This window comes from Rhodococcus sp. 11-3, from assembly GCF_023704055.1.
Lineage (GTDB): Bacteria > Actinomycetota > Actinomycetes > Mycobacteriales > Mycobacteriaceae > Rhodococcus > Rhodococcus aetherivorans.
Window position 1 is genome coordinate 4,750,324 of the sequence record NZ_CP080406.1, and the last position, 20,366, is coordinate 4,770,689.

Annotated in this window: 15 protein-coding genes; 7 read left to right on the forward strand and 8 right to left on the reverse strand. The window is 73.9% G+C overall.

Annotation, left to right across the window (positions count from 1 at the left end):
• Positions 1-276: 276 nt before the first annotated feature.
• The 3 genes from KZJ41_RS21975 (at position 277) to KZJ41_RS21985 (ending at position 2,386) form a co-directional block, all read left to right on the forward strand.
• Positions 277-666, forward strand: coding sequence for a nuclear transport factor 2 family protein (locus KZJ41_RS21975; RefSeq protein ID WP_043796674.1), 390 nt, complete (start codon positions 277-279; stop codon positions 664-666).
• An 89-nt stretch (positions 667-755) separates the two neighbouring features.
• Complete coding sequence (locus KZJ41_RS21980) at positions 756-1,295, forward strand: flavin reductase family protein (protein ID WP_029545566.1); 540 nt, start codon at positions 756-758, stop codon at positions 1,293-1,295.
• A 101-nt stretch (positions 1,296-1,396) separates the two neighbouring features.
• A complete protein-coding gene (locus tag KZJ41_RS21985) occupies positions 1,397-2,386 on the forward strand; it encodes an LLM class flavin-dependent oxidoreductase (protein WP_006945119.1) in 990 nt (329 codons plus the stop codon).
• Positions 2,387-2,509: 123 nt separating this feature from the next.
• Here KZJ41_RS21985 and KZJ41_RS21990 read toward each other — a convergent pair whose 3' ends face one another.
• Genes KZJ41_RS21990 through dnaK form a run of 4 tightly spaced genes read right to left on the reverse strand, consistent with a single transcriptional unit; the run spans position 2,510 to position 6,608 of the window.
• On the reverse strand, positions 2,510-2,917 hold the full coding sequence (locus KZJ41_RS21990) for a heat shock protein transcriptional repressor HspR (RefSeq protein WP_006945118.1): 408 nt from the start codon (positions 2,915-2,917) through the stop codon (positions 2,510-2,512).
• The gene (gene dnaJ, locus KZJ41_RS21995; RefSeq protein WP_251549604.1) at positions 2,917-4,098 is read right to left on the reverse strand and encodes a molecular chaperone DnaJ; all 1,182 of its coding nucleotides are present in this window, start codon (positions 4,096-4,098) and stop codon (positions 2,917-2,919) included. The genes KZJ41_RS21990 and dnaJ overlap by 1 nt, the downstream gene beginning before the upstream one ends.
• Positions 4,099-4,131: 33 nt before the next feature.
• Positions 4,132-4,767, reverse strand: coding sequence for a nucleotide exchange factor GrpE (grpE, locus tag KZJ41_RS22000; protein WP_006945115.1), 636 nt, complete (start codon positions 4,765-4,767; stop codon positions 4,132-4,134).
• A complete protein-coding gene (dnaK, locus tag KZJ41_RS22005; RefSeq protein ID WP_006945114.1) occupies positions 4,764-6,608 on the reverse strand; it encodes a molecular chaperone DnaK in 1,845 nt (614 codons plus the stop codon). The genes grpE and dnaK overlap by 4 nt, the downstream gene beginning before the upstream one ends.
• 241 nt (positions 6,609-6,849) lie before the next feature.
• On the opposite strand from dnaK, the gene KZJ41_RS22010 reads away from it, so the two are divergent.
• Entirely contained in the window at positions 6,850-7,347 is a 498-nt protein-coding gene (locus KZJ41_RS22010) for a hypothetical protein (protein WP_251549606.1), read from the forward strand.
• Between the two features lie 72 nt (positions 7,348-7,419).
• On the opposite strand, the gene KZJ41_RS22015 is transcribed toward KZJ41_RS22010, so the two are convergent.
• The 4 genes from KZJ41_RS22015 to KZJ41_RS22030 all read right to left on the reverse strand — a co-directional run bounded on the left by KZJ41_RS22015 (position 7,420) and on the right by KZJ41_RS22030 (position 14,187).
• Positions 7,420-8,322 (reverse strand): hypothetical protein, encoded by a 903-nt coding sequence (locus tag KZJ41_RS22015; RefSeq protein ID WP_251549608.1) that lies wholly within the window; start codon positions 8,320-8,322, stop codon positions 7,420-7,422.
• A gap of 153 nt (positions 8,323-8,475) precedes the next feature.
• Complete coding sequence (locus tag KZJ41_RS22020; RefSeq protein WP_251549610.1) at positions 8,476-9,927, reverse strand: dynamin family protein; 1,452 nt, start codon at positions 9,925-9,927, stop codon at positions 8,476-8,478.
• A complete protein-coding gene (locus tag KZJ41_RS22025) occupies positions 9,924-11,750 on the reverse strand; it encodes a dynamin family protein (RefSeq protein WP_251549612.1) in 1,827 nt (608 codons plus the stop codon). Before KZJ41_RS22025 ends, KZJ41_RS22020 begins: the two co-directional genes overlap by 4 nt.
• 118 nt (positions 11,751-11,868) lie before the next feature.
• Complete coding sequence (locus tag KZJ41_RS22030) at positions 11,869-14,187, reverse strand: IniB N-terminal domain-containing protein (RefSeq protein WP_251549614.1); 2,319 nt, start codon at positions 14,185-14,187, stop codon at positions 11,869-11,871.
• A 246-nt stretch (positions 14,188-14,433) separates the two neighbouring features.
• Between KZJ41_RS22030 and KZJ41_RS22035 the strand changes: the two genes are divergently transcribed.
• Genes KZJ41_RS22035 through KZJ41_RS22045 form a run of 3 tightly spaced genes read left to right on the forward strand, consistent with a single transcriptional unit; the run spans position 14,434 to position 20,312 of the window.
• The gene (locus tag KZJ41_RS22035; protein WP_251549616.1) at positions 14,434-16,296 is read left to right on the forward strand and encodes an Hsp70 family protein; all 1,863 of its coding nucleotides are present in this window, start codon (positions 14,434-14,436) and stop codon (positions 16,294-16,296) included.
• 3 nt (positions 16,297-16,299) lie between these two features.
• Positions 16,300-18,774, forward strand: a complete 2,475-nt coding sequence (locus tag KZJ41_RS22040; RefSeq protein WP_251549618.1) for a LuxR C-terminal-related transcriptional regulator — start codon at positions 16,300-16,302, stop codon at positions 18,772-18,774.
• Entirely contained in the window at positions 18,765-20,312 is a 1,548-nt protein-coding gene (locus tag KZJ41_RS22045; protein WP_251549620.1) for a hypothetical protein, read from the forward strand. Before KZJ41_RS22040 ends, KZJ41_RS22045 begins: the two co-directional genes overlap by 10 nt.
• Positions 20,313-20,366: the final 54 nt, after the last annotated feature.

Consider the following 20,366-nt stretch of genomic DNA (forward strand, 5'->3'; position numbering starts at 1 on the left):
CTCCTTCACATCGTCGCTGCCTGGTCGGGTCGCGCCTCGGACCCGAGGCGACCCACTGCACGCATGCCCGACGACGCTAGGACAGTTCCACCACGCCGGCGGGCGGGTTCCCGGCCACCGGGACGTCCGTGGGCGCGGTCGCCACCGGCTCACCGCAGCGCGCGCAAACGCGATCCCGCAACCTCCCGATGCGTGGGACGACGACCCCGGCCGGGTCCACGGTGCCGCTAGCGTCGACTCGTCTCGCGACGAACCGTCGATCCCACAGGAGCAGCCATGACCACGTCCGGCACCGTCACGCACGCCGAACGCATCCGCGCCACCGTCGTCGAGTATCTGGCGGCCGTCGCCGACGGCAGCGGCGCCGACATCGCTGCGCTGTATGCGGAGGACGCCACCCTCGAGGACCCGGTCGGCTCCGCGCCGAGGACCGGACGGGCGGCGATCGCCGAGTTCTACCGCGCACTCGAGGGCTCCCGGCGCGCGACCGAACTGCTGGCGCTGCGGGTGACCGGGTCGTGCGCGGCGTTCCACTTCCGGGTCGTCACCGAGACCGGGGGCCGGGTGCACGAGGTCGAGCCGATCGACGTGATGACCTTCGACGACCAGGCCCGGATCACGAGCATGCGCGCCTACTGGGCGCCGTCGGACATGCGGCAGCGCTGAAAGCCCCGGCACGGTCCGCCGGACGCCGGTCGCAACCCGCCGCCGGAATGACGGACACTGGAGAGATACCGAACGGCGAGAGGAACCTTATGAGCGCGGAACACACGGTGCTCGATCCCCGGACGATGCGCGACGTGCTGGGCAACTTCTGCACCGGCGTCACCGTCGTGACCGGCCACGACGGCCGCGAACCGCTGGGTTTCGCGTGCCAGTCGTTCGCGTCGGTGTCCCTGGATCCGCCGCTCGTGTCGTTCTGCCCCGCCCGCACGTCGCGGACCTGGCCGAAGATCCGTGAGATCGGCACCCTCGCGATCAACGTCCTGGCCCACGACCAGCGCGACACGTGCATGGCGTTCGCCGTCAGCGGCGGCGACAAGTTCACCGGCGTGGACTGGACGCGCGGCGACAACGGCGCGCCCGCCATCGCGGGCGCGCTGGCCCGCATCGAGGCCACCGTCGAGGCCGAGCACGACGCCGGCGACCACACCATCGTCGTCGCGCGTGTGACGGGGCTGACCGCGCTGCACGACGACGGACCGCTGTTGTTCTACCGCGGCGGCTTCGGCAGGTATGCGGGCGAGACGCTCCTCGATCCCCGCACCGCCACCGACGTGAACCCGGTGCGGTGAGCGGCGAGGCGCACGTCACGGAATAGTGGACCGGCCGGTGTGGTTGGACCGATCGTGTGCCCGGATCCCGAACCCGGGCCCCGGACACGCGAAGGATCCAGGTGACCACACCACTATCGATTCTCGACCTGGCTCACATCGGCCGCGGCGAAACCGCGCGCGACAGCTTCGCCGCGAGCGTGGACATGGCGCAGCGCGCCGAGCGGTGGGGCTACCGCCGCATCTGGTACGCCGAACACCACAACATGCCGACCATCGCCTCGTCGGCCACCAGCGTGCTGATCGCGCACGTCGCCGCCCACACGTCCACGATCCGGCTCGGCGCCGGGGGCATCATGCTGCCCAACCACTCGCCGCTGACCATCGCCGAGCAGTTCGGCACCCTCGAGACGCTGCATCCCGGCCGCATCGACCTCGGTCTCGGCCGCGCCCCCGGCAGTGACCAGAACACCCTGCGGGCGCTGCGCCGCGACCCGTCGTCGGCCGACAGCTTCCCGCAGGACGTGCTCGAGCTGCAGGGCTACCTGCGCGGCACGTCGCGCATTCCGGGCGTCGACGCCGTCCCCGGCAAGGGCACCGACGTGCCGCTGTACATCCTCGGCTCGTCGCTGTTCGGGGCGAAACTCGCCGCGCTGCTCGGCCTTCCGTACGCGTTCGCGTCGCACTTCGCGCCGCAGGCGCTCGAGGACGCCGTCGCGCTGTACCGGCGCGAGTTCCAGCCGTCCGAGCAGCTCGCCGAGCCGTACGTCATCGCAGGCGTCGGCGTGATCGCCGCGGACACCACCGACGAGGCGAATGCACTGTTCGAGGCCACCAAGCGACAGCGCATCCGGCAGATGCTCGGCCGCGGCCGCACCTTCACCGACGACGAGGTCGAGATGCTGCTCGACGCCCCCGCCGGGCAGCAGGTGCTGCAGATGCTGCGGTACACCGCCGTCGGCACCCCGGCCGAGGCGCGTGCCTACCTCGACCGCTTCACCGAGCTCGCGCAGGCCGACGAGTTGATCGTGGTGTCGTCGGCGCCCGGGCGCAAGGCGTGGCTGCGTTCGCTCGAACTGCTCGCCGACGTCAGCGGGCTCGTCCCGGCCTGAACGGCCCGTGACCGCCCGTGACCGTCCTGAACGGCCGAATGTCACATCGTGTCGATCTGATCGACGCGATGTGACATTCGGCCACAACGGTATTGGGTGATCGAGGCCGGAGGGGCCGAGCACCTACCTGTCGCGCTGGTGCTTCGGCTTCCAGACCACCAGCGCGTTGCTGCGCGGCACCGGCACCAGCGCGCGGCGCGACGCGTGCAGTTGCGCGATCTCGGCTGCCATCTCGGACAGCCGCTGCTGCAGGGCCTCGACCTGATTGGTCAGCTCGATGATCCGCTTGATGCCCGCGAGGTTCACGCCCTCGTCCTGCGACAGGCGCTGGACCTCACGCAGCAGCGCGACGTCGCGCGGGGAGTAGCGGCGCCCGCCGCCCCGCGTGCGGTGCGGGGTGACGAGGCCGAGCCGGTCGTAGTTGCGCAGCGTCTGCGCGTGCATGCCGGCCAGTTCCGCCGCCACCGAGATCACATAGACCCGGGCGTCCGGGTCCATCGGCGAATCGTGCCGGTTGCGGTTCTCGCTCATCATGCACCTGCCCAGCCCGCCCGCGGATCGAAGCCGCTCGCCTGCTCCGCGTGCATGTAGATCCGCAGTGCGTCGATCGCCTGGTCGTCGAGGTTCTGGGGCACGGCCACCTTGACGGTCACCAGCAGGTCGCCGGCGCCGCCCCCGCGCTTGGGGACGCCGCGCCCGCGTACCCGCAGCACGCGCCCGTCGGCCGTACCGGCCGGGATCTTCAACCCGACCCGGCCCTCCAGGGTGGGGACCGAGACGGTGGTGCCGAGCACCAGCTCGCCGTAGCTGACCGGCAGCACCAGCGTCAGGTCGTCGCCGTCGCGGCCGAACACCCTGTCGGCGCGCACGTGCACCGTGACGAACAGGTCACCGGGCGGGGCGCCGCGCAGTCCCGCCTCGCCCTGACCGGCCAGCCGGATGCGCTGGCCGTCCCGGACCCCGGGTGGGATCCGCACCGTGATGGTGCGGGTGCGGTTCTGGATGCCGCTGCCGCGACAGTCCGTGCAGGGCTCGTCGATGATCGACCCGGTGCCCCGGCAGTCGTCGCACGGCTCGGAGAACCCGAACGCACCCTGGTTGCGCGAGACGATGCCACTTCCGTTGCAGCGCGGGCACACCCGCGGGCTGGTGCCGGGTCGGGCGCCACTGCCGTGGCAGGTGGTGCACGGCGCAGGGCTGGTCAGCCGCAGCGGGACGGTGACGCCGAGGGCCGCGTCGCGGAAGTCGAGCGTGGTCTCGGCGTCCACGTCGGACCCGCGCCGGGGCCGCGACGTGGTGCGCGCGTCACCGCCGCCGGTCCGGTTGAACAGGCCGCCGAACAGGTCGCCGAGACCGGCGTCACCGGCCCCACCGCCGCCGCCACCGAACAGGTCACCGAGATCGAAGGTGGTGGTGCCGCCGGAGAACCCGCCGCTGCCGGCGCCGGGACGGAACCCACCGCCGAAGCCGCCGGAGGCGAACATCTGCCGGGTCTCGTCGTACTCCTTGCGCCTGGCCGGATCGGACAGCACGGCGTACGCCTCGCTGACCGCCTTGAAGCGCTCCTCCGTCCGGGTGTCGCCGGGGTTGGCGTCAGGATGCAGATCCCGCGCCAGCTTGCGGTAGGCCTTCTTGATGTCGTCGGCCGACGCGTCGGAGGAGACACCCAGCTCCTTGTAGAAGTCCTTCTCGATCCACTCCCTCTGGCTCACCGGGCGTCTCCTCCTCTCGCTGTTTCCCTGTACTTACTCGTTGTCCGCACCGGACGCCGGCTTTTCCGCCGGTGCGTCGCCCGCGTCCGTCACGGTCACCATCGCGTGCCGCAGGATCCGCTCACCGAGCCGGTATCCCTTGCGCAGCACCGTGTCGAGCACCGGGTTCGCGCCGTCGCCCTCCATGTGCACAGCCTCGTGGATCTCCGGGTCGAAGGCGTCGCCCTCGTCGCCGAAGGGCTGGAGCCCCAGGCCCGACAGGACGCCGTTCAGCTTGTCCGCCACCGACTTCAACGGCCCCTGCTCGAGGTCGCCGTGGGCGCGGGCCCGGTCGAGGTCGTCCACGACGTCGAGCAGCTGGGTGACCACCGAAGCCTTGGCCGCCTCGGTCGTGACCACCCGCTCGCGCTCCACGCGACGCCGGTAGTTGGCGTACTCCGCGGTGAGGCGCTGCAGGTCCGCCGTACGCTCGGCCAGCTGAGCCGACTCGGGCGACGGTTCGGCCGCGAGCGCGGCCTCCTCGTGTTCTCCCGCAGCCGGAGCCTCGGTGTCCGCACCGCCGACGGGCTGCGACCCGGTTTCCGGGTCGCGAACCTCGAAAGTGTCGGGGTCGATCCGACGCTTGTCGGTGACGGTCACCGGCTCCTGCTCGGGCTTCTCCGCCGTCACTTCTTCTCCGAGTCGGTCGGCTCGTCGACGACCTCGGCGTCGACGACGTTGTCCGAGCCGGCAGCCGCGCCGTCACCGGCGGCAGCACCCGCGTCGGCAGCCTGCGACTCGTACAGGGACTGGCCGAGGGCCTGCGACTCCGTCGCGAGCTTCTCGACGGCGGTCTTCACCGCGGCGATGTCCGTGCCGGCGAGGGCGTCCTTGGTCTCCTTGATCGCGGCCTCGACCTTGCTCTTGGCGTCGGCGGCGACCTTGTCCCCGTTCTCCTGGAGGAACTTCTCGGTCTGGTGCACGAGCGACTCGGCCTGGTTGCGGACCTCGGCCTCCTCGCGACGCTTGCGGTCCTCCTCGGCGTGCGCCTCGGCGTCCTTGATCATCCGGTCGATCTCCTCCTTGGAGAGGCCGGAGCCCTCCTGGATCTTGATCGTGTTCTCCTTGCCGGTGCCCTTGTCCTTCGCGGTGACGTGCACGATGCCGTTGGCGTCGATGTCGAAGGTCACCTCGATCTGCGGGACGCCGCGCGGAGCCGGGGCGATGCCACCGAGCTCGAACGAGCCGAGCAGCTTGTTGTGCGCCGCGATCTCACGCTCACCCTGGAAGACCTGGATCTGCACCGACGGCTGGTTGTCGTCGGCCGTGGTGAAGGTCTCGGAGCGCTTCGTCGGGATGGTGGTGTTGCGCTCGATGAGCTTGGTCATCACGCCACCCTTGGTCTCGATGCCGAGGGACAGCGGGGTGACGTCGAGCAGCAGCACGTCCTTGACCTCGCCCTTGAGGACGCCGGCCTGCAGGGCGGCGCCGACGGCGACGACCTCGTCCGGGTTCACGCCCTTGTTGGGCTCACGGCCACCGGTCAGCTCGCGCACCAGGTCGGTCACGGCGGGCATGCGGGTCGAGCCGCCGACCAGGACGACGTGGTCGATGTCCTTGACGGAGATGCCGGCGTCCTTGATGACCTGCTGGAACGGCGCGCGGGTGCGGTCGAGCAGATCCGAGGTGATCTTCTGGAACTCGCTGCGCGAGAGCTGCTCGTCGAGGAACAGCGGGTTCTTGTCCGCGTCGACCGTGATGTACGGCAGGTTGATGGACGTCGACTGCGAGCTCGACAGCTCGATCTTCGCCTTCTCCGCGGCCTCGCGCAGACGCTGCAGGGCCATCTTGTCCTTGGTCAGGTCGACGCCGTGCTGTGCCTTGAACTTCTCGACCAGCCAGTCGACGACGCGCTGATCCCAGTCGTCGCCACCGAGGTGGTTGTCGCCGGAGGTCGCGCGGACCTCGACGACGCCGTCGCCGATCTCGAGCAGGGACACGTCGAAGGTGCCGCCACCGAGGTCGAAGACCAGGATGGTCTGTTCCTTCTCGCCCTTGTCCAGGCCGTAGGCCAGCGCCGCGGCAGTCGGCTCGTTGACGATGCGCAGCACGTTCAGGCCGGCGATCTGCCCGGCCTCCTTGGTGGCCTGCCGCTGTGCGTCCTCGAAGTAGGCGGGGACGGTGATGACGGCGTCGGTGATCTCCTCACCGAGGTAGGCCTCCGCGTCCCGCTTCAGCTTCATGAGCGTGCGCGCGCTGATCTCCTGCGAGGTGTACTTCTTGCCGTCGATCTCCACGGTCCAGTCGGTGCCGATGTGACGCTTGACCGAGCGGATGGTGCGGTCGACGTTGGTGACCGCCTGGTTCTTGGCGGGCTGGCCGACCAGCACCTCGCCGTTCTTGGCGAAGGCGACGACCGACGGGGTGGTGCGCGATCCCTCGGAGTTGGCGACCACTACGGGCTCGCCGCCCTCCAGAACGGAAACGACGGAGTTGGTGGTTCCGAGGTCGATACCGACCGCACGAGCCATAGTGTTTCTCCATTCTTCGCTGCGGCACACCGGTGTGCCGCATAGGTGTCCTTGCACAACCTGAGCCGGATCGGCTCAGCTGAGCGCAGTCGACTCAAGCTTGCACCCGCCCGGAATCCCGAGTCAAGTCAAAGTTGAGCCTGTGACGCTCAAGTTGTCTGCCTCCTCCAACGGCAGACCGCCCCGCGATGTTCCCTTTGTGACTCGGATCACAAGAATTGCGGGAGGCTACGATCCCGGGGTGAGCACGCGCCCGCAGCCGCCCCGCCCGGAGTTCTCCGTCACCCCGCTGCACCCCACCGCCTCCCCCGCACCGCCCGTCGGCGCCGCGGTCTCGGCCTGGGTCCTGTCGTTCGTCGTCTTCGCCGGACTGCTCGGCGCCGTCCTCCTCGACCGCGAACCCGTCCGGGACGCCCTCGAGCACTCGCTGCGCAGCGCCAACCCCGGCACCACCGCCGAGAGCATCGCCGACACCGTCGCCCTCACCCTCGCCGGTTTCGCCGCCGCCGGCCTGCTCCTCGTCCTGCTCGCCGTCATCTCCCTCGAACTCCTGCGCCGCGGCCACCCCCGGGCACCCCTCGCGCTCGCCGTCGTCTCCGCCGCCACCGTCGTCACGGCCGTCGCCGCCCGCAGCGTCCTCGCCGACGCCGGCGACGCCACCGCCGGCGTCCTGCTGTGGGCTCCCCTGCTCTGGGCCGGGCTCACCGTCGTCGGCGCCGTCGCGGCCCGGCGTCGCTGACGCCGGAGCCAGCCACACAGCTGTCGGACATCGACAACCGTCGCAACCGCTGTCGATGTCCGGGAGTTGTGTCTACCGTCGGGCACGTTCGGCAGCCCGAGCCAGCCGCTCCAGCACGACGTCGAACCGGAACAGTTCGGCCCACGTCCAGCGCACCACTTCGAGACCCAGCTCCCGGATCGCATCCTCCCGCAGCTTCTCCCGCAGTACTACGTCGGCGGCCCGACCCGGTGCCCCGCTTCCGTACTTGCCCATGCCGTCGAACTCGCCGACGATGCCGGGGTCCTCCCAGAAGAAGTCGACCCGGGCGACGAAAAGGCCCGCGGGCGTGCGCAGCTCGTGCTGCAGTTCCGGCGGGCGGGTACCTGCCTCACGCATCCGCAGGCGGCTGAGCGACTCGCCAGGGCTCTCGCTACGCCCGTCGAGGAGACCGGCGATCCGGCGCGCCGCGGCGATTCCCGCCCTGCTCCCGGCCGCGTCGAGCGCGGCCCGGAGGTCGAGTGCCGGGTGCATACGCATCGCCGAATCCCCGATCACCACCGCCTGCTCGGGCGGCAGGGTACGTGCGAGGTCGACGACGGTCCGGGCTGCGGAGGTGACGGGCACACCGTCGACGATCTCGACGTCATCGACGGCCAACAGTGCCGCGTGCGAGTGCAGATGCGTGGTGCGACGCGCACCCGTGGGACGGTTGTGCGTGAGGTGGACCCGGGAAAGGTCGGCGTCCCAGACGTCGAACCCGTGGACGATCGCCGCCGAAACATGGCTGATCGCGGCTCTCGATCCGAGCGCACACCGGACGGCGCGAATCCGGGCACGGTGCAGCTCGGTCGCGTCGAGCGTTTCAAGGACGGTGCGGGAAAGGTAGGCACCGGGAGCGATGCGCTGGAGTTCGCCCGTGCGTAGCGCCTGGCGAAGTTCTGCCTCCGTGGTCCCGGAGGCGAGGGCGGCGGAGCGGAGGATCGGATCGACCATGGCGTCGAGTCTGAGATCGATCCGGCCCGGTCGAGGCGACACGGAACCGGCAACCGCGAATCTGTGGATGAGTGCTCCGACTGTGGACAAATGTGTCCACATGCGTCTCGGACTTCGACAACCGTCGCGACCGTTGTCGAAGTCCGAGACCTGTCAGCCTGCGACGTCGGCGAGGATGCCTTCCCCGCTGCGCGCCGCCACGCTGCACGCGTTCGCGGTGAACCGGTCGAGCAGGGGATGCTCGGCGCGGGCACGCCAGGTGCGGACGGCGGCGACGCCGGCGGCATGGATCTCCGCGGCGGTCGCGTCCGGCCCGAGACCCAGCCGCTGGGCAGGGCCGATACCGAAACCGCCGATCAGCCGCTGCAGTTCGAGCAGGTCGTTCTCGCTCAGCGCGACCCGGGTCGAGCGCAGGCGGCCGAGCAGGCGCAGCTCGGTGAAGCCGTGGACGTCGGCGAGCAGCCGCTGCACCGAGGCGAGCAGCGGGCCGTCGCGGTGGGCGCGCAGGACCCGTTCGAGCGACATCAGCGCCGAATGCGCCTTGAGCTGATCGGCGCGCTGGCCGAACTGCACGTCGATCACCTGACGCAGTTCGTCCAGCCCGCTGCGCGCCACCAGTTCCGCGGCCAGCGTCGGCGAGTCCCGTACCCCGAGATGGATCAGCGTGACGGCCATGCGGATCCCGAACAGGCCGAACCGGTCGACCAGGTGCGCCCGCGTCCCTGGATCGACAGGCAGCGCAATGTCGGGGCGCGCGAACCGATCCGCCGACAGCATCGCCACCTGAAGATCCTGCGACGGCACCTGCGCGAGCGCCTCGAACGCGGCGAACTCGCTCTGCCGCAACGTCCGCGCGCCCAGCGCGAGCAGCCCCGCGACCGGCACGACGGCCTGGCACAGTCCGGTGCGCTCGAGCTCGCCCGCGAACCGGGCCGCGACCTCCTTGGCGGACATCATCGCGTCCATGCGGCCGGCGCCGACCTCGTCGGCGCGGGAAACCACGCCGATCACGCCGAGCGGACCGGACTCGCCGCCCACGTGCTGGCCGATCCGGCCGAGGAACTGCACGTCGGCGGCACCGAGGGTGCGCATCAGGTAGACGACGGCGTCGGCGCCGGACGCTTCGTCGTCGGGGGTCAGCAGCTCGAACGTCCGGGCCGAGACGTCCTGTGACAGCGACGACGTGCCCGGAGTGTCGATGATCGTGGTCTGGGCGAGCGCACTGGCGGGCCACTCGACGTCGATGCGGTCCACCCGGTCCGCGGTCAGCTCGCCGAGGTCGAAGGTGAGCCGGCCGTCGCGGCGCTGCACCGGCACCGAGAGGATCCGGTCGCCGTCGTAGCGGGCGGTGACCGAGGGGGTCGAGCCGCTGCGGTACCACGTGACGACGCGCGTGCACTCGGTGGCGTCGGTGGGGGCGATGTCCTGCCCGACCAGGGCGTTGAGCAGCGTCGACTTGCCGGCCTTGAGAGAGCCGGCGAGTGCGACGCGCAGCGGCTGCTCGAGCCGCGCCGCACACAGCGCGAGCTGCTCGGCGGCGCGCGGGTCGCCGCCGTACCGGGCACGCGCGTGGGCGACGAGCTCGCGGGCCTGCTCGACGCTCACGCGCCGGCCCCGGCCAGCTGCGCGGCCCGCTCGCGGAGGGTCGTCAGCGCACGCACGTGCGTCTCGAGTTCGGCGATGCGGCGCTGCCGCTGCGCCTCCTCGACCGTCGCGGCCTCCTGCGCGGCGCGCAGCGACTCGGACAGCGACCGCAGCGTCTGCTCGGCCAGCTCGGTGAAGTGGTCGCGCAGCTGGCGCTGGATCAGCCGGAGCCGGTCCTTCGACTCCTTGCCCACCTGGAAGCCGACGTCGTCGGTGAACTTGCGGACGGCGACCTTGGCGTCGGCGCGGCGCTTGGCGATGCGCGCCTGCTTGTCGTCGCGATAGGCCTTGGTGCCGAGCACGACTCCCGCCCCGACGGAGATCGGGTTGACCAGCGCCATGCCCATGAGCGTGGTGATGAGCCCGAACATGAGCACGCCGCCGTAGGAGCCCTTCATTCCCACGAGCATCTTCTGGCCGACGCCGATGCGCCCCGACTCGAGGTCCGAGAGCCGGGAGACGGGCTCGAGCAGCCCCTCGAGGTCGCCGAGGCGCAGATCCGGCAGGTCCACCGCACCGCAGTCGGCGAAGTGCCGGGCGACGACCTCCGCGAGCCACACCGAACGTTCGTGGGCCCACACGAAGTTGTCGCCCACGGATTCGGCGACCTGCTCGCCCAGCCATTCCCCGATCCGCGGCCATTCCTCACCGGGGTCGCATTCGTCGACGGTGGCCTCCGCCTCGCGGGTGACCCGGCGCAGCCGGTCCCGCAGGTCGTGGTCGATGTCGGCGGCGAGGTCTGCGATGCCGTCGGCCAGGGTCTGCTGCCACTGGGCGGCCCTGGTGCGCAGCGCCTCCGCGGCGGTCTTGGCGCGCTGCAGTTCTGCGACGGCCGCCGCACCGGTCTCGGGGTCGCGCAGCGCCGCGAGCTCGCTGCCCAGGCCGAGCGCGACGTGTTCGACGACCGACTTCACGTCCAGCGCGACGGACCGCCGGGCGGCGTCGGCGCCGCGCGCGACGACCCGCTCACGGAGGAACCCGTACACCGATTCGAAGCCCGACTCCTCGTGCAGCGACGCGTCGTCGAGGCGCAGGGCGTGACTGCGCAGCAGCGACGAGACGGGCAGCAGGGGCACGTCGAGGCCGGCGCGCTGCAGGTGCCCGCGGTCGGCGGCGACGATCTCGCGCCAGTGCGGGTACAGGTCCGTCTTGGTGATCAGCACCGCTGCGGCCGGGCACAGCTGCAGCACCTGCCGCAGGAAGCTCAGCTCCGGCTCGGTGAACTCCTGGCTGGCGTCGGAGACGACGAACACCGCGTCGGCCGCCGGAAGCAGACCCAATGTTGCTGCGGCGTGCGGGTTTCCGTGCCCGCCGACACCGGGGGTGTCGACGAGGACGAGACCGTCGGCGAGCAGCGGGCTCGGCACGTTCACCTCGAGCCGCAGCACGTCCCGGCCGCCCGCGCGCGGCGTGCCGGGCGTGACGTGCTGCAACTCGTCGATGGGCAGGTCCACCCGGACGGGATCGCGGCCGGGCTCGGCGAGCACGAGTTCGGCGAAGGTGCGGTCGGCGTTCTGCACGACGGTGGGCACCGCGGTGGTCTCGTCGTCGCCGACCGAGCACACCTCGAGGTTGAGGAGCGAGTTCACGAACTGGCTCTTGCCCTGTTTGAGCTGGCCGACGACGACGACCCGCAGCCGGGGGTCGACGACGCGAGCGCGCGCCGCCTCGAGCCTGGCGGCGAGGTCACCGCGCTCGGCGGCGCGGATGTGTTCGGCGGCCGCGTCGATCAGTTCGACGAGGGCCGCGCGGCGAGCGGCGGCATCTGCGGACGACGTGTGCATGGTGATCGCTTCGACTCGCCTTCTGTCGGAGTGCGGGCTGCACCGAGATTATGTCCTCCGCGACGAACGCCGGCCCCGCGTGGTGCACGCGGGGCCGGCGCCGGGTCCGTGCGGTGGGTCAGCCGAGGAAGGTGTCGAAGTCGGAATCGGTGCCGGCACCGGCGCCGGCGTCGATCCCGCCGTGCAGATCGGCGTCGGCACCGGTGTCGGCGGAACCGAACAGGCCACCGGTGCCGCCCGCGCTGCCGAAGACGTCGCCGGCGTCGATGGACGACCACGCGTCCGTCGTGCCGTCGAGGGCTCCCGAGAGCTGGCCGCCGAGCTGCGAGGTGCCCTCGGCCGCGCCGCCGAGGCCCGCACCGAGCGCACCGCCGGCGTCCGTGGCTCCCTCGAGCCCGCCCGTGACGGCGCCGCCGACCTGCGACGCGCCGCCCGCGGCGCCGTCGAGGCCGCCGCTCAGGCTGCCGCCCAGGTCGGTCGCGCTGCCCAGGCCGCCCGCCAGGCCACCGGTCAGCTCGCCGCCGAGGTCCGCGGCACCCTCCAGGCCACCGGTCAGGCCGCCGCCGAGCCCCGCCCCGAGATCCGCGGCGCTCCCGAGCCCGCCGGTCAATCCACCGGCCAGCCCGCCGCCCAGGTCCGCTGCCCCGTCGAGCCCGCCGGTCAATCCACCGGCCAGGTCCCCGCCCAGGTCCGCTGCCCCGTCGAGCCCGCCCGACAGTCCACCGGCCAGCCCGCCGCCCAGGTCCGCTGCCCCGTCGAGCCCGCCGGTCAATCCACCGGCCAGGTCCCCGCCCAGGTCCGCTGCCCCGTCGAGCCCGCCCGTCAACCCACCGCTCAGGCCGCTGCCGAGTCCGGCGCCGAGGTCAGCGACGGTATCCAGTCCCCCGGACACGCCGCCGGTGAGGCCGCCGACCGCCTCGCCGCCGCCGGCGAGCTGCCCGCCGAGGTCGAGCGCGCCGTCGAGGGCGTAGCCGAGCTGGCCGGTCAGGTCCGCGTCGGCGCCGAGACCGCCGCCGAGGGTGGTGGCCAGCTGGGAGCTCAGGTCCACGGTGGAGTCGAGCGTTCCGCCGAGGCCGGCCTCGAACACCCCACCCAGCGCGGAACCGAGGTTCGCGCCGGCTTCCCCGCCGACGGAGAACGCGGAGCCGAGCACCGCGGAGAGGGTGCCGTCGGCGCTCGATTCGACGGTCGTCGACAGGTCGAGCGCGACGTTGAGGGCGTTGCCGAGCTCCAGGGTCGCGGAGTTCTCGAGACCGAGCGCGCCGCCGAGGAGGCCGCCGACCGCGGTGCCGAGGTCCACGCCGCCGGAGGCGTCGCCGCCGAGGAGGGCGCCGAGGTCGATGCCGCCGACGAGCCCGCCGTCGGCACTGCCCTCGAGTACGGCGCCGAGGGTGCCACCGAGATCACCGGCGACGGAGCCGCCCGCCTCGAGCAGCGCGGACAGGGAGGCTCCGAGTCCCGCGGTCACGCCGGTGAGGGCGTCGAGGCCACCGCCGAGGTCCAGGCCACCGGCGAGCCCGGTACCGACCTCGAGGACGGATTCGAGGGCGCCGCCGAGATGTCCGGCGAGGTCGGTGCCCAGGCCCAGCGTGCCGCCGAGGGTCGCGCCGACGGCCGTCGCGAGGTCCGCGCCACCGGCGAGGGCCGCCTCGACCGCGGTGGAGAAGCCGCCGCCCGCGGCGAGCGCGGTGTCGAGCAGACCGCCCAGGGCCCCACCGAGCTGGCCGCCGAGCTCACCGCCGACGCCGAAGGCGGCCTCGAGCGCACCCGACAGGTCCAGGGCGGTCCCGGCCGTCGCGCCGAGCGCCGCGTCGAGCGCTGCACCGAGGTCCGCAACGACGCCGGTCGCGGCGTCGAGCCCGAGGCCGCCGGCGAGGGCGCCGGCGAGCGCCGCGCCCAGGTCCAGGTCGCCCGCCAGGTCGAGCGCGCCGGAACCGATGCCGCCGAGCGCGCCGCCCGCGCCGAGGGCCGCTCCGAACGCCGCACCGAGCGCGGCACCGAGATCGCCGCCGAGTTCCAGGGCCGCGCCCAGCGTGCCGGCGAGATCGGCGGCCAGCTCGGCCGCGAAGTCGGTGTCGAGGCCGAGACCGCCGCCGAGACCGCCGCCGACGGCACCCGCCAGGCCGAGCCCCGCCCCGCCGGCGAGACCGAGGCCCGCGCCGCCGGCCAGGCCACCGGCGAGACCACCGGCCGCACCGGCACCGATCGCGCCGGCCGCACCCGCCGCCCCACCGAGCGCCGCGGTCAGCTCGGCGGCCGTCCCCGCGAACAGTCCGCTGTCGGCGACCAGGGGCGCGACGGCGACGATGTCGGCGTGGCACACGTCGGCGAGACCGGCCTGGGCCAGGGCGGCGTCGGGGTTCGCGCAGTAGCGGGCGAGGGCCTCTTCGTCGCGCAGCAGGCTGAGGATGAAGTCGAGCACAGCGTTGGTGGACATCGCATCTCCTGAGGTCGGTGTTCTGCGATTCACGCTACGAACGGCCCGTCCCCCGCCCAAGGGGGCGGAGTCCCCCATCGGTCCGGGGCCCGTACGGGGGCGGGGGTTAGGGGATCGGGACGGATAGGGGGATCGCCCCCGCGCCGGGGCCGAAGGTCTCGAATCGGGCTAACGACATCGTGTCCGATTACGACATCCAACGCGACACGGCGGATCCGTCCGCCCCGACCAGGGGAGCGAAACGACATGGCAACAGGACTCGGAGTCACGATCGGTTCGGCGGACTCGGTGGCGGCCACCGCGTTCGATCGCGCCGACACGTACCGCCCGGTCGTCCTGTCCCGCGCCAGCGAGCTGCACCTTCCCGCCGACGACGCGCCGCACCTCGGTCGTCGTCCGGCCGCGCCGGGTTCGCTGGTGTTCACCGACTTCGTGAGCCGGGTCGGGGATCCGGTGGGGGTGCTCGCCGACAACGGGGCCTCGTACTCCGGGGAGGACCTCACCGCCACGGCGATCGGCTGCCTGGTGCACGAGGCGTCGCGTGACCTGCCGGAGGCGCCCACGATCACGGTGGCGCATCCGGCGCCGTGGGCCGGCTACACCGTCGATGCGTTGCGCGATGCGCTGTCGCGGGCCGGTCTGCCCGACGTGACGCTGATGCCCGAACCCGTCGCCGCGGTGCGCTGGCTCGACGCCGCCCAGGGCCCCCTCGGCGACGGCGTGGTCGTCGTCTACGACCTCGGCGCCCGCACTCTCGACGTCTCGGTGCTGCGCACCGGCGCCGAGCCGGTGCTCCTCGGTCGCCCGATCGGCAGCGAGGACGTGTGCGGCGGTCACCTCGACCACCTGGTCACCACCCATCTGCTGGACACCGTGCGCGACGACGTCCCCGACTTCGATCCGTTCGCCGCCCCCATGACGGCGGCGCTGGCCGAGCTGCGTGCCCGCGCGACGGCCGCGAAGGAACAGCTGTCGACCGACACCGAGACGGTCGTCGCGATCGACCTGCCCGGCGTGCGGCGGGACGTGCGTCTCGTCCGCGACGAGTTCGAGGAACTCGCCCGCGGCCCGCTGCAGGCGTCGATCGCGCTGGTGCACGAGGCGCTGCGCGGCGCCGGGGTCGAGCCGTCCGACGTGGGGCGGGTGCTGCTCACCGGTGGCGGCGGCGCGATCCCCCTGGTCGCCGAGCTGCTCTCGGCGGAGCTGGGCATTCCGGTGGTCGCCGGCCCGCGGCCCGCCCACACCGCCGCCCTCGGGGCGGCCCAGCCGCCGACGGTGAGCTCTGCGACGGCCCAGCCGCCGGTGAGCTCCGCGGCGGCCCAGCCGCCGATGGTGAGCTCCGCGACCGTCACCCCGCCGGCGGACGACGATGTGCCCACCACCGCGCTGCCCGTGACGACCCTGCACGACCGGCCGGCCGAGACGGTCTCGCCGGTTCGCCCGGCGATCGTCCCGGCCCCGGCCGCCGCGGCGGCTCCGGCGCCTTCCCGTTCGCGGCGCTACGTGCTCGCCGGGGCCGCGGCCGCTGCGCTCGTCATGCTCGGCGCGGGTGGTCTCGCGATGGGCACGCTCGGCACCTCCGACGCGTCGGAGACCGGTGCGGGCGTCGCCACCTCCGAGACCGTCCCGGGCGCGACCCCGGCCTCGGCGGGGGGCCCGGCGACGACCGCGACCACCGGGGCCGGCACGAGCGGCACCACCCCGGGTGCGGCACCGGGCACCCAGGCCGCGGCCACGGCGGCGACACCCGGGGCGCCGGGCGCCGTCGCCCCCGCCGGGAGCATTCCCGCCGGCACCCCCGCGCCCGGTGCGGCGCCGGGAGCGCCGGCCCCCGGTACCCCCGCGCCCGGCACCCCCGCCCCCGGCACCGTCGCCCCGGCACCCACGACCACGGTCGTCCCCGCCCCCGCGCCGGCTCCCGCTCCCGCCCCGGCGCCCGCGCCGTCCCCGAACTACGGCTCGCAGGTCGGTGACGCGCTCGGCGGCGCCGGTCAGGGTGCCGGCGCGGTCCTCGACGGCACCGGCAACGCGGTCGGCGGCGTCGTCGACGGGGTCGGTGGTGCCGTCGGTGGCGTCGTCGACGGTGTCGGCGGACTCCTCGGCAACTGACCGATGCCGCAGCCCACCCCCCTGCCGCGCGACGTCGCGCACGCCGTCGCCGCGACCCCGCCGCGGCTGCTGCTCACCGGTCCCGCCGGCAGCGGCAAGTCCGCATTGCTGTCCTCGGTGCGGCAGACGCTCGCCGGCCGGGGCCTCACCGTCGGAACCGATCCGCGTTCCCCCGCGCCGGCGGCGCTGGTGGTCGACGACGCGCACACCCTGCCCGCCGAATCGGTCCTCGCGCTCGCCGAGCAGGTGCGGCGCGGCGAGCGGCCGGTGGTCGTCGCGACGGAGCCGCGGCCGCACCGCAGCGATCTGCGGGCGCTGCTGTCCGCGTTCGGCGCGCACTCGGCGCTCGTCGAACTGCACCCCCTCAGCCCGCGCGAAATTGCCGGTCGCGCAGCAACTCTCGGTCTCACCCCGCGCCCGGAACCGATCCGCTCGGTGCACCGGCTGACCGGCGGCGCCCGCGACGTCGTCGACGCGGCCCTCGCGGCGTTGCGCGACGGCACCGATCCCCGGCGGGCCGCCGCGGCCCGCGTTCGCGACCGCCTCGGCGGCGGCGACCCCGACCTGCCCCGGGTCCTGGTCCTCGCCGGCCTCGGCGGCACCCTCGACCCGCTCGAGGTCGCCACCGTCCTCGGCGTCGACGCGGACCGCGCCCGCGAGCTCGTCGACGCCGCGCGGGCCAGCGGCCTGCTCACCGTCGACGGCGACGTCCCGATCCCCGCGGCCGCCGCGGTGCCCGCCGCCGTCCTCGGGACCCACGCCGTCCGCACGCTGGCGCACCGGCTGGCGGCGCTGCGCCTCGACGCGGGGCTGCTGACCGCGGACGCCGCCCGGGCTCTCGCCGAGGCCGGGGTGGCCGACGCCCGCCTCGCCGCCCTTCTCGTGACGCTCGCCGACGCGGCCGAGCCCGCGCAGGCCCGCACGCTGTACGACGCGGCGATCCGTGCCGGCGCCGACGCCGATGCGCTGGACGTGCGCCGCGCCGAGGCCGCCGGGCTCGCCGGCGACCTCGCCACCGCCGGACAGCTCACCGACCGTCTGCTCGACCGGGCCGGTGCACTGCCCGCCGGCGAGCTGGCCGCCGCCACCCGCATCGCCGCGACCGTGGCCGCGCGCCGCGGCATGCTGGGGCGCAGCGCGGATCTGTACGAGTGGCTCGGCCCCGAACGGGCCGGCGCCGACGCGCCCGTCGCCGCGACGGTGCTGCTCGCCGCGGGCCGCCCGGGCACCGCCGCCCGGTTCGGCACAGAGGCCGCGGCGCCGACGTCGTCCGCGGCGGCCGCGCAGCTGCTGGCCGCGGGCCTGCGCGAGTCCGTCGGCGGCGACGGGCGCGTCGCGATGAACACCCTCACGCGGGCCCTCTCGGTGCACGGGGCGGCCGACCGGACGCGGCTGCTGCCCGACACCCCGGAGGCGATCACCGCGCTGCTGTGCCTGCACTCCGGCGAACTCGCCCACGCCGGCGCCGTGCTCGGCCGCGCCACCGCGGCGCCGTCCGTGCGGCACCGCCTGCTCGCGGCGTGGACGGCGCTGATCGGCGGCGACCTGCCGGCCGCGACGGCCGCCGCCGACGAGTTCACCCCCCACGCCGCCGAGCAGCGGGACCTGCTGTTCCTGCACGGGCTGCGGGTGGGCCTGGCCCGCCGAGGCGGCGACGTCGGCGCGCTGACCGCCGCCTGGACCGCGGCGCAGGGCGTGGTGGCCGAGTACTCGGTGGACCTGCTGAGCCTGCTGCCGCTCGGCGAGTTGTGGCTCGCCGCGGTCCGGCTCGGCGAGGCCGACCGCATCGCCCACCTGGTCGGCCAGGCCCAGGATCTTCTGACGACCCTCGACGAACCGCCGCTGTGGGGCGCGACGCTGCACTGGTACGGGGTGCAGGCGGCCATCGCCGCGGACCGGCCCGCGGAGCTGCTGCCGCACGCCCGGGCCCTCGGGGCGGCGGCGGAGACCACCGCCTACGCGGCCGCCCTGGCCCGGGCCGGGCAGGCCTGGCTGCGGGTGCTGCAGGGCGATGCCGACCCCGCGCGCGTGCAGGCGGCCGCGGAATCGCTCGCCGCGATCGGCCTGCCGTGGGACGGGGCGCGGTTGGCCGGCGAGGCCGCGCTGCGCGTCGACGACACGGCGACGGCGACGGCATTGCTCCAGGTCGCACGGGCCGTGCGGCACCCGTCGGCCGCGCCGCGCACCGCCGCGCCCACGCCCACGCCCGCGGCCGACGCGCCGGCGGCGCCGAGCCCCCTGTCGGATCGGGAGGCGGAGGTCGCCGACCTCGTCGTCGCCGGCCTGACCTACCGCGAAGTAGGGTCGCGCCTGTACATTTCCGCGAAGACTGTCGAGCATCACGTCGCGCGCATCCGGCGGCGGCTCGGCGCCGGCTCGCGATCGGAGCTCATCTCGATGCTCCGTGCGCTCGGCCACGGCGCCGAGGTTCGGCAACCGGCAACCAGTGGGAACGGGGGGATTTCTGCATGTCCGTAGGCGTGGGCCTGAGAGTCGGCACCATCGTGTCCGCCGTGGCCGTCACCTCCGCCGAGGGCATCCGTCCCGACCCCGAGCCGGTCGAACGCCTCACCCGTCTGCACCTGCACTCCGACGGCACGGCAACGCTCGGCGTCCGTGACCCCGGCGCCGCCGACGAGTGCAGCTCCTTCTCCGGCTTCGTCGACCGAGTGGGCGAACCGGCCGGGGTGCGCGCCGAGGACGGCGCCCTCTCCCGCGCGGAGGACCTCGTCGCGACCGCGATGGAATGCCTGCTCGCCGACGCCGCACCCCTGGTCGGCGACGCCCCGGCGACCGTCGCCGCCGCACATCCCACCGCATGGTCGCCGGCGACCGTGGCGGTGCTGCGCAACGCTCTCGACTACGTCGGGCTGCGGCACGTCACCCTGATCTCCGACGCCGAGGCCGTCGCGGCCTGGTTCGAGTCCCGGGTCGCACAGCAGAGCGGCCGGCTCGTCGCCGTCTATCACCTCGACGCCGGCGGATCGACGGTGACGCTCGTGCGGTCCGGTGTCGCCGCGGGCCGCTCGTTCCGTTACCCCGAGGGGGACGCCCCGTCGGTACCCGCGCAGCTATCGGCCGCGCTCGGCGCGTTCGGCTGGCTCGTCAGCAACCTCGACGCCGTCGTGATCAGCACCGAGGAGCCGGTGGACCCGTCGGCGGCGCAACTCGTCGCGCAGACAGTGAAGGCCGGTATGGGCGTGCGGTGCGTGCTGCCGCCGCAGCCGCAGCACGCGGTGGTGCGGGGCGCGGCGCTCGCCGCCGCGGCCGGTTCCGCGGACATGCTCGGCGCCACCCGGATCATGCCGGCGGTCCGCACCGGCGCCGCGGCGCGCACCCAGCTCGACCCCGTCGCCCCCGTCGAGCCGCCCGTCGCGGCCACGGCCCCCGTCGCGGCGGCCGGCACTGTCACAGCGGCCGGCACTGTCACAGCGGCCGGCACTGTCGCAGCGGCCGGCACCGAGGCGGACGCGGTGCCCGGGGGCCCGGACCGGGCCCCGCACAACCGGCTGGTCGTCGGCGGCGCCGTCGCGGCGGCCGTCGCGCTGCTCGTCGGGATGGGCGCCCTGGTGTTCTCGCTGCGGGACACCCCCGCGGACACACCCGTGCGGGAGGCGGGCGCCGCCTACGAGTCGCTGTCGAGCGCGGTGCAGGTGCCCCCGAGCACCGGCACCCCGACCGGTACCGCCACCACCACCACGACGACCGCCCCGGACGCGGCGCCGGCCACCGTCGACTCCGGGCTCGTGGCGCTCACCCCCGCCCCCGGCACCGCCGTCGAGGCCGCGCCGCCGAGCACATCGGCCCGGGCCACGATGTCCCGGCCGGCCCCGTCCACCACCACGCGGTCGACCACGGTCGCACCGACCACGAGCGAGGCCACCCGCGAACGGGACCGGCCCGCCCGGACGACGACCCCCACGACCGTCGCGCCGACCGGGACGTCAACGTCGACGCCCCCCGAAACCACGGAACCGGACCCAACGGACACGACCGGTTCCGAGGCGGCAGGGTGACCCTCCCCGTCCCGTACGCTGTCACACGGTTGTGTCCGCTTCCGCGGCACGACC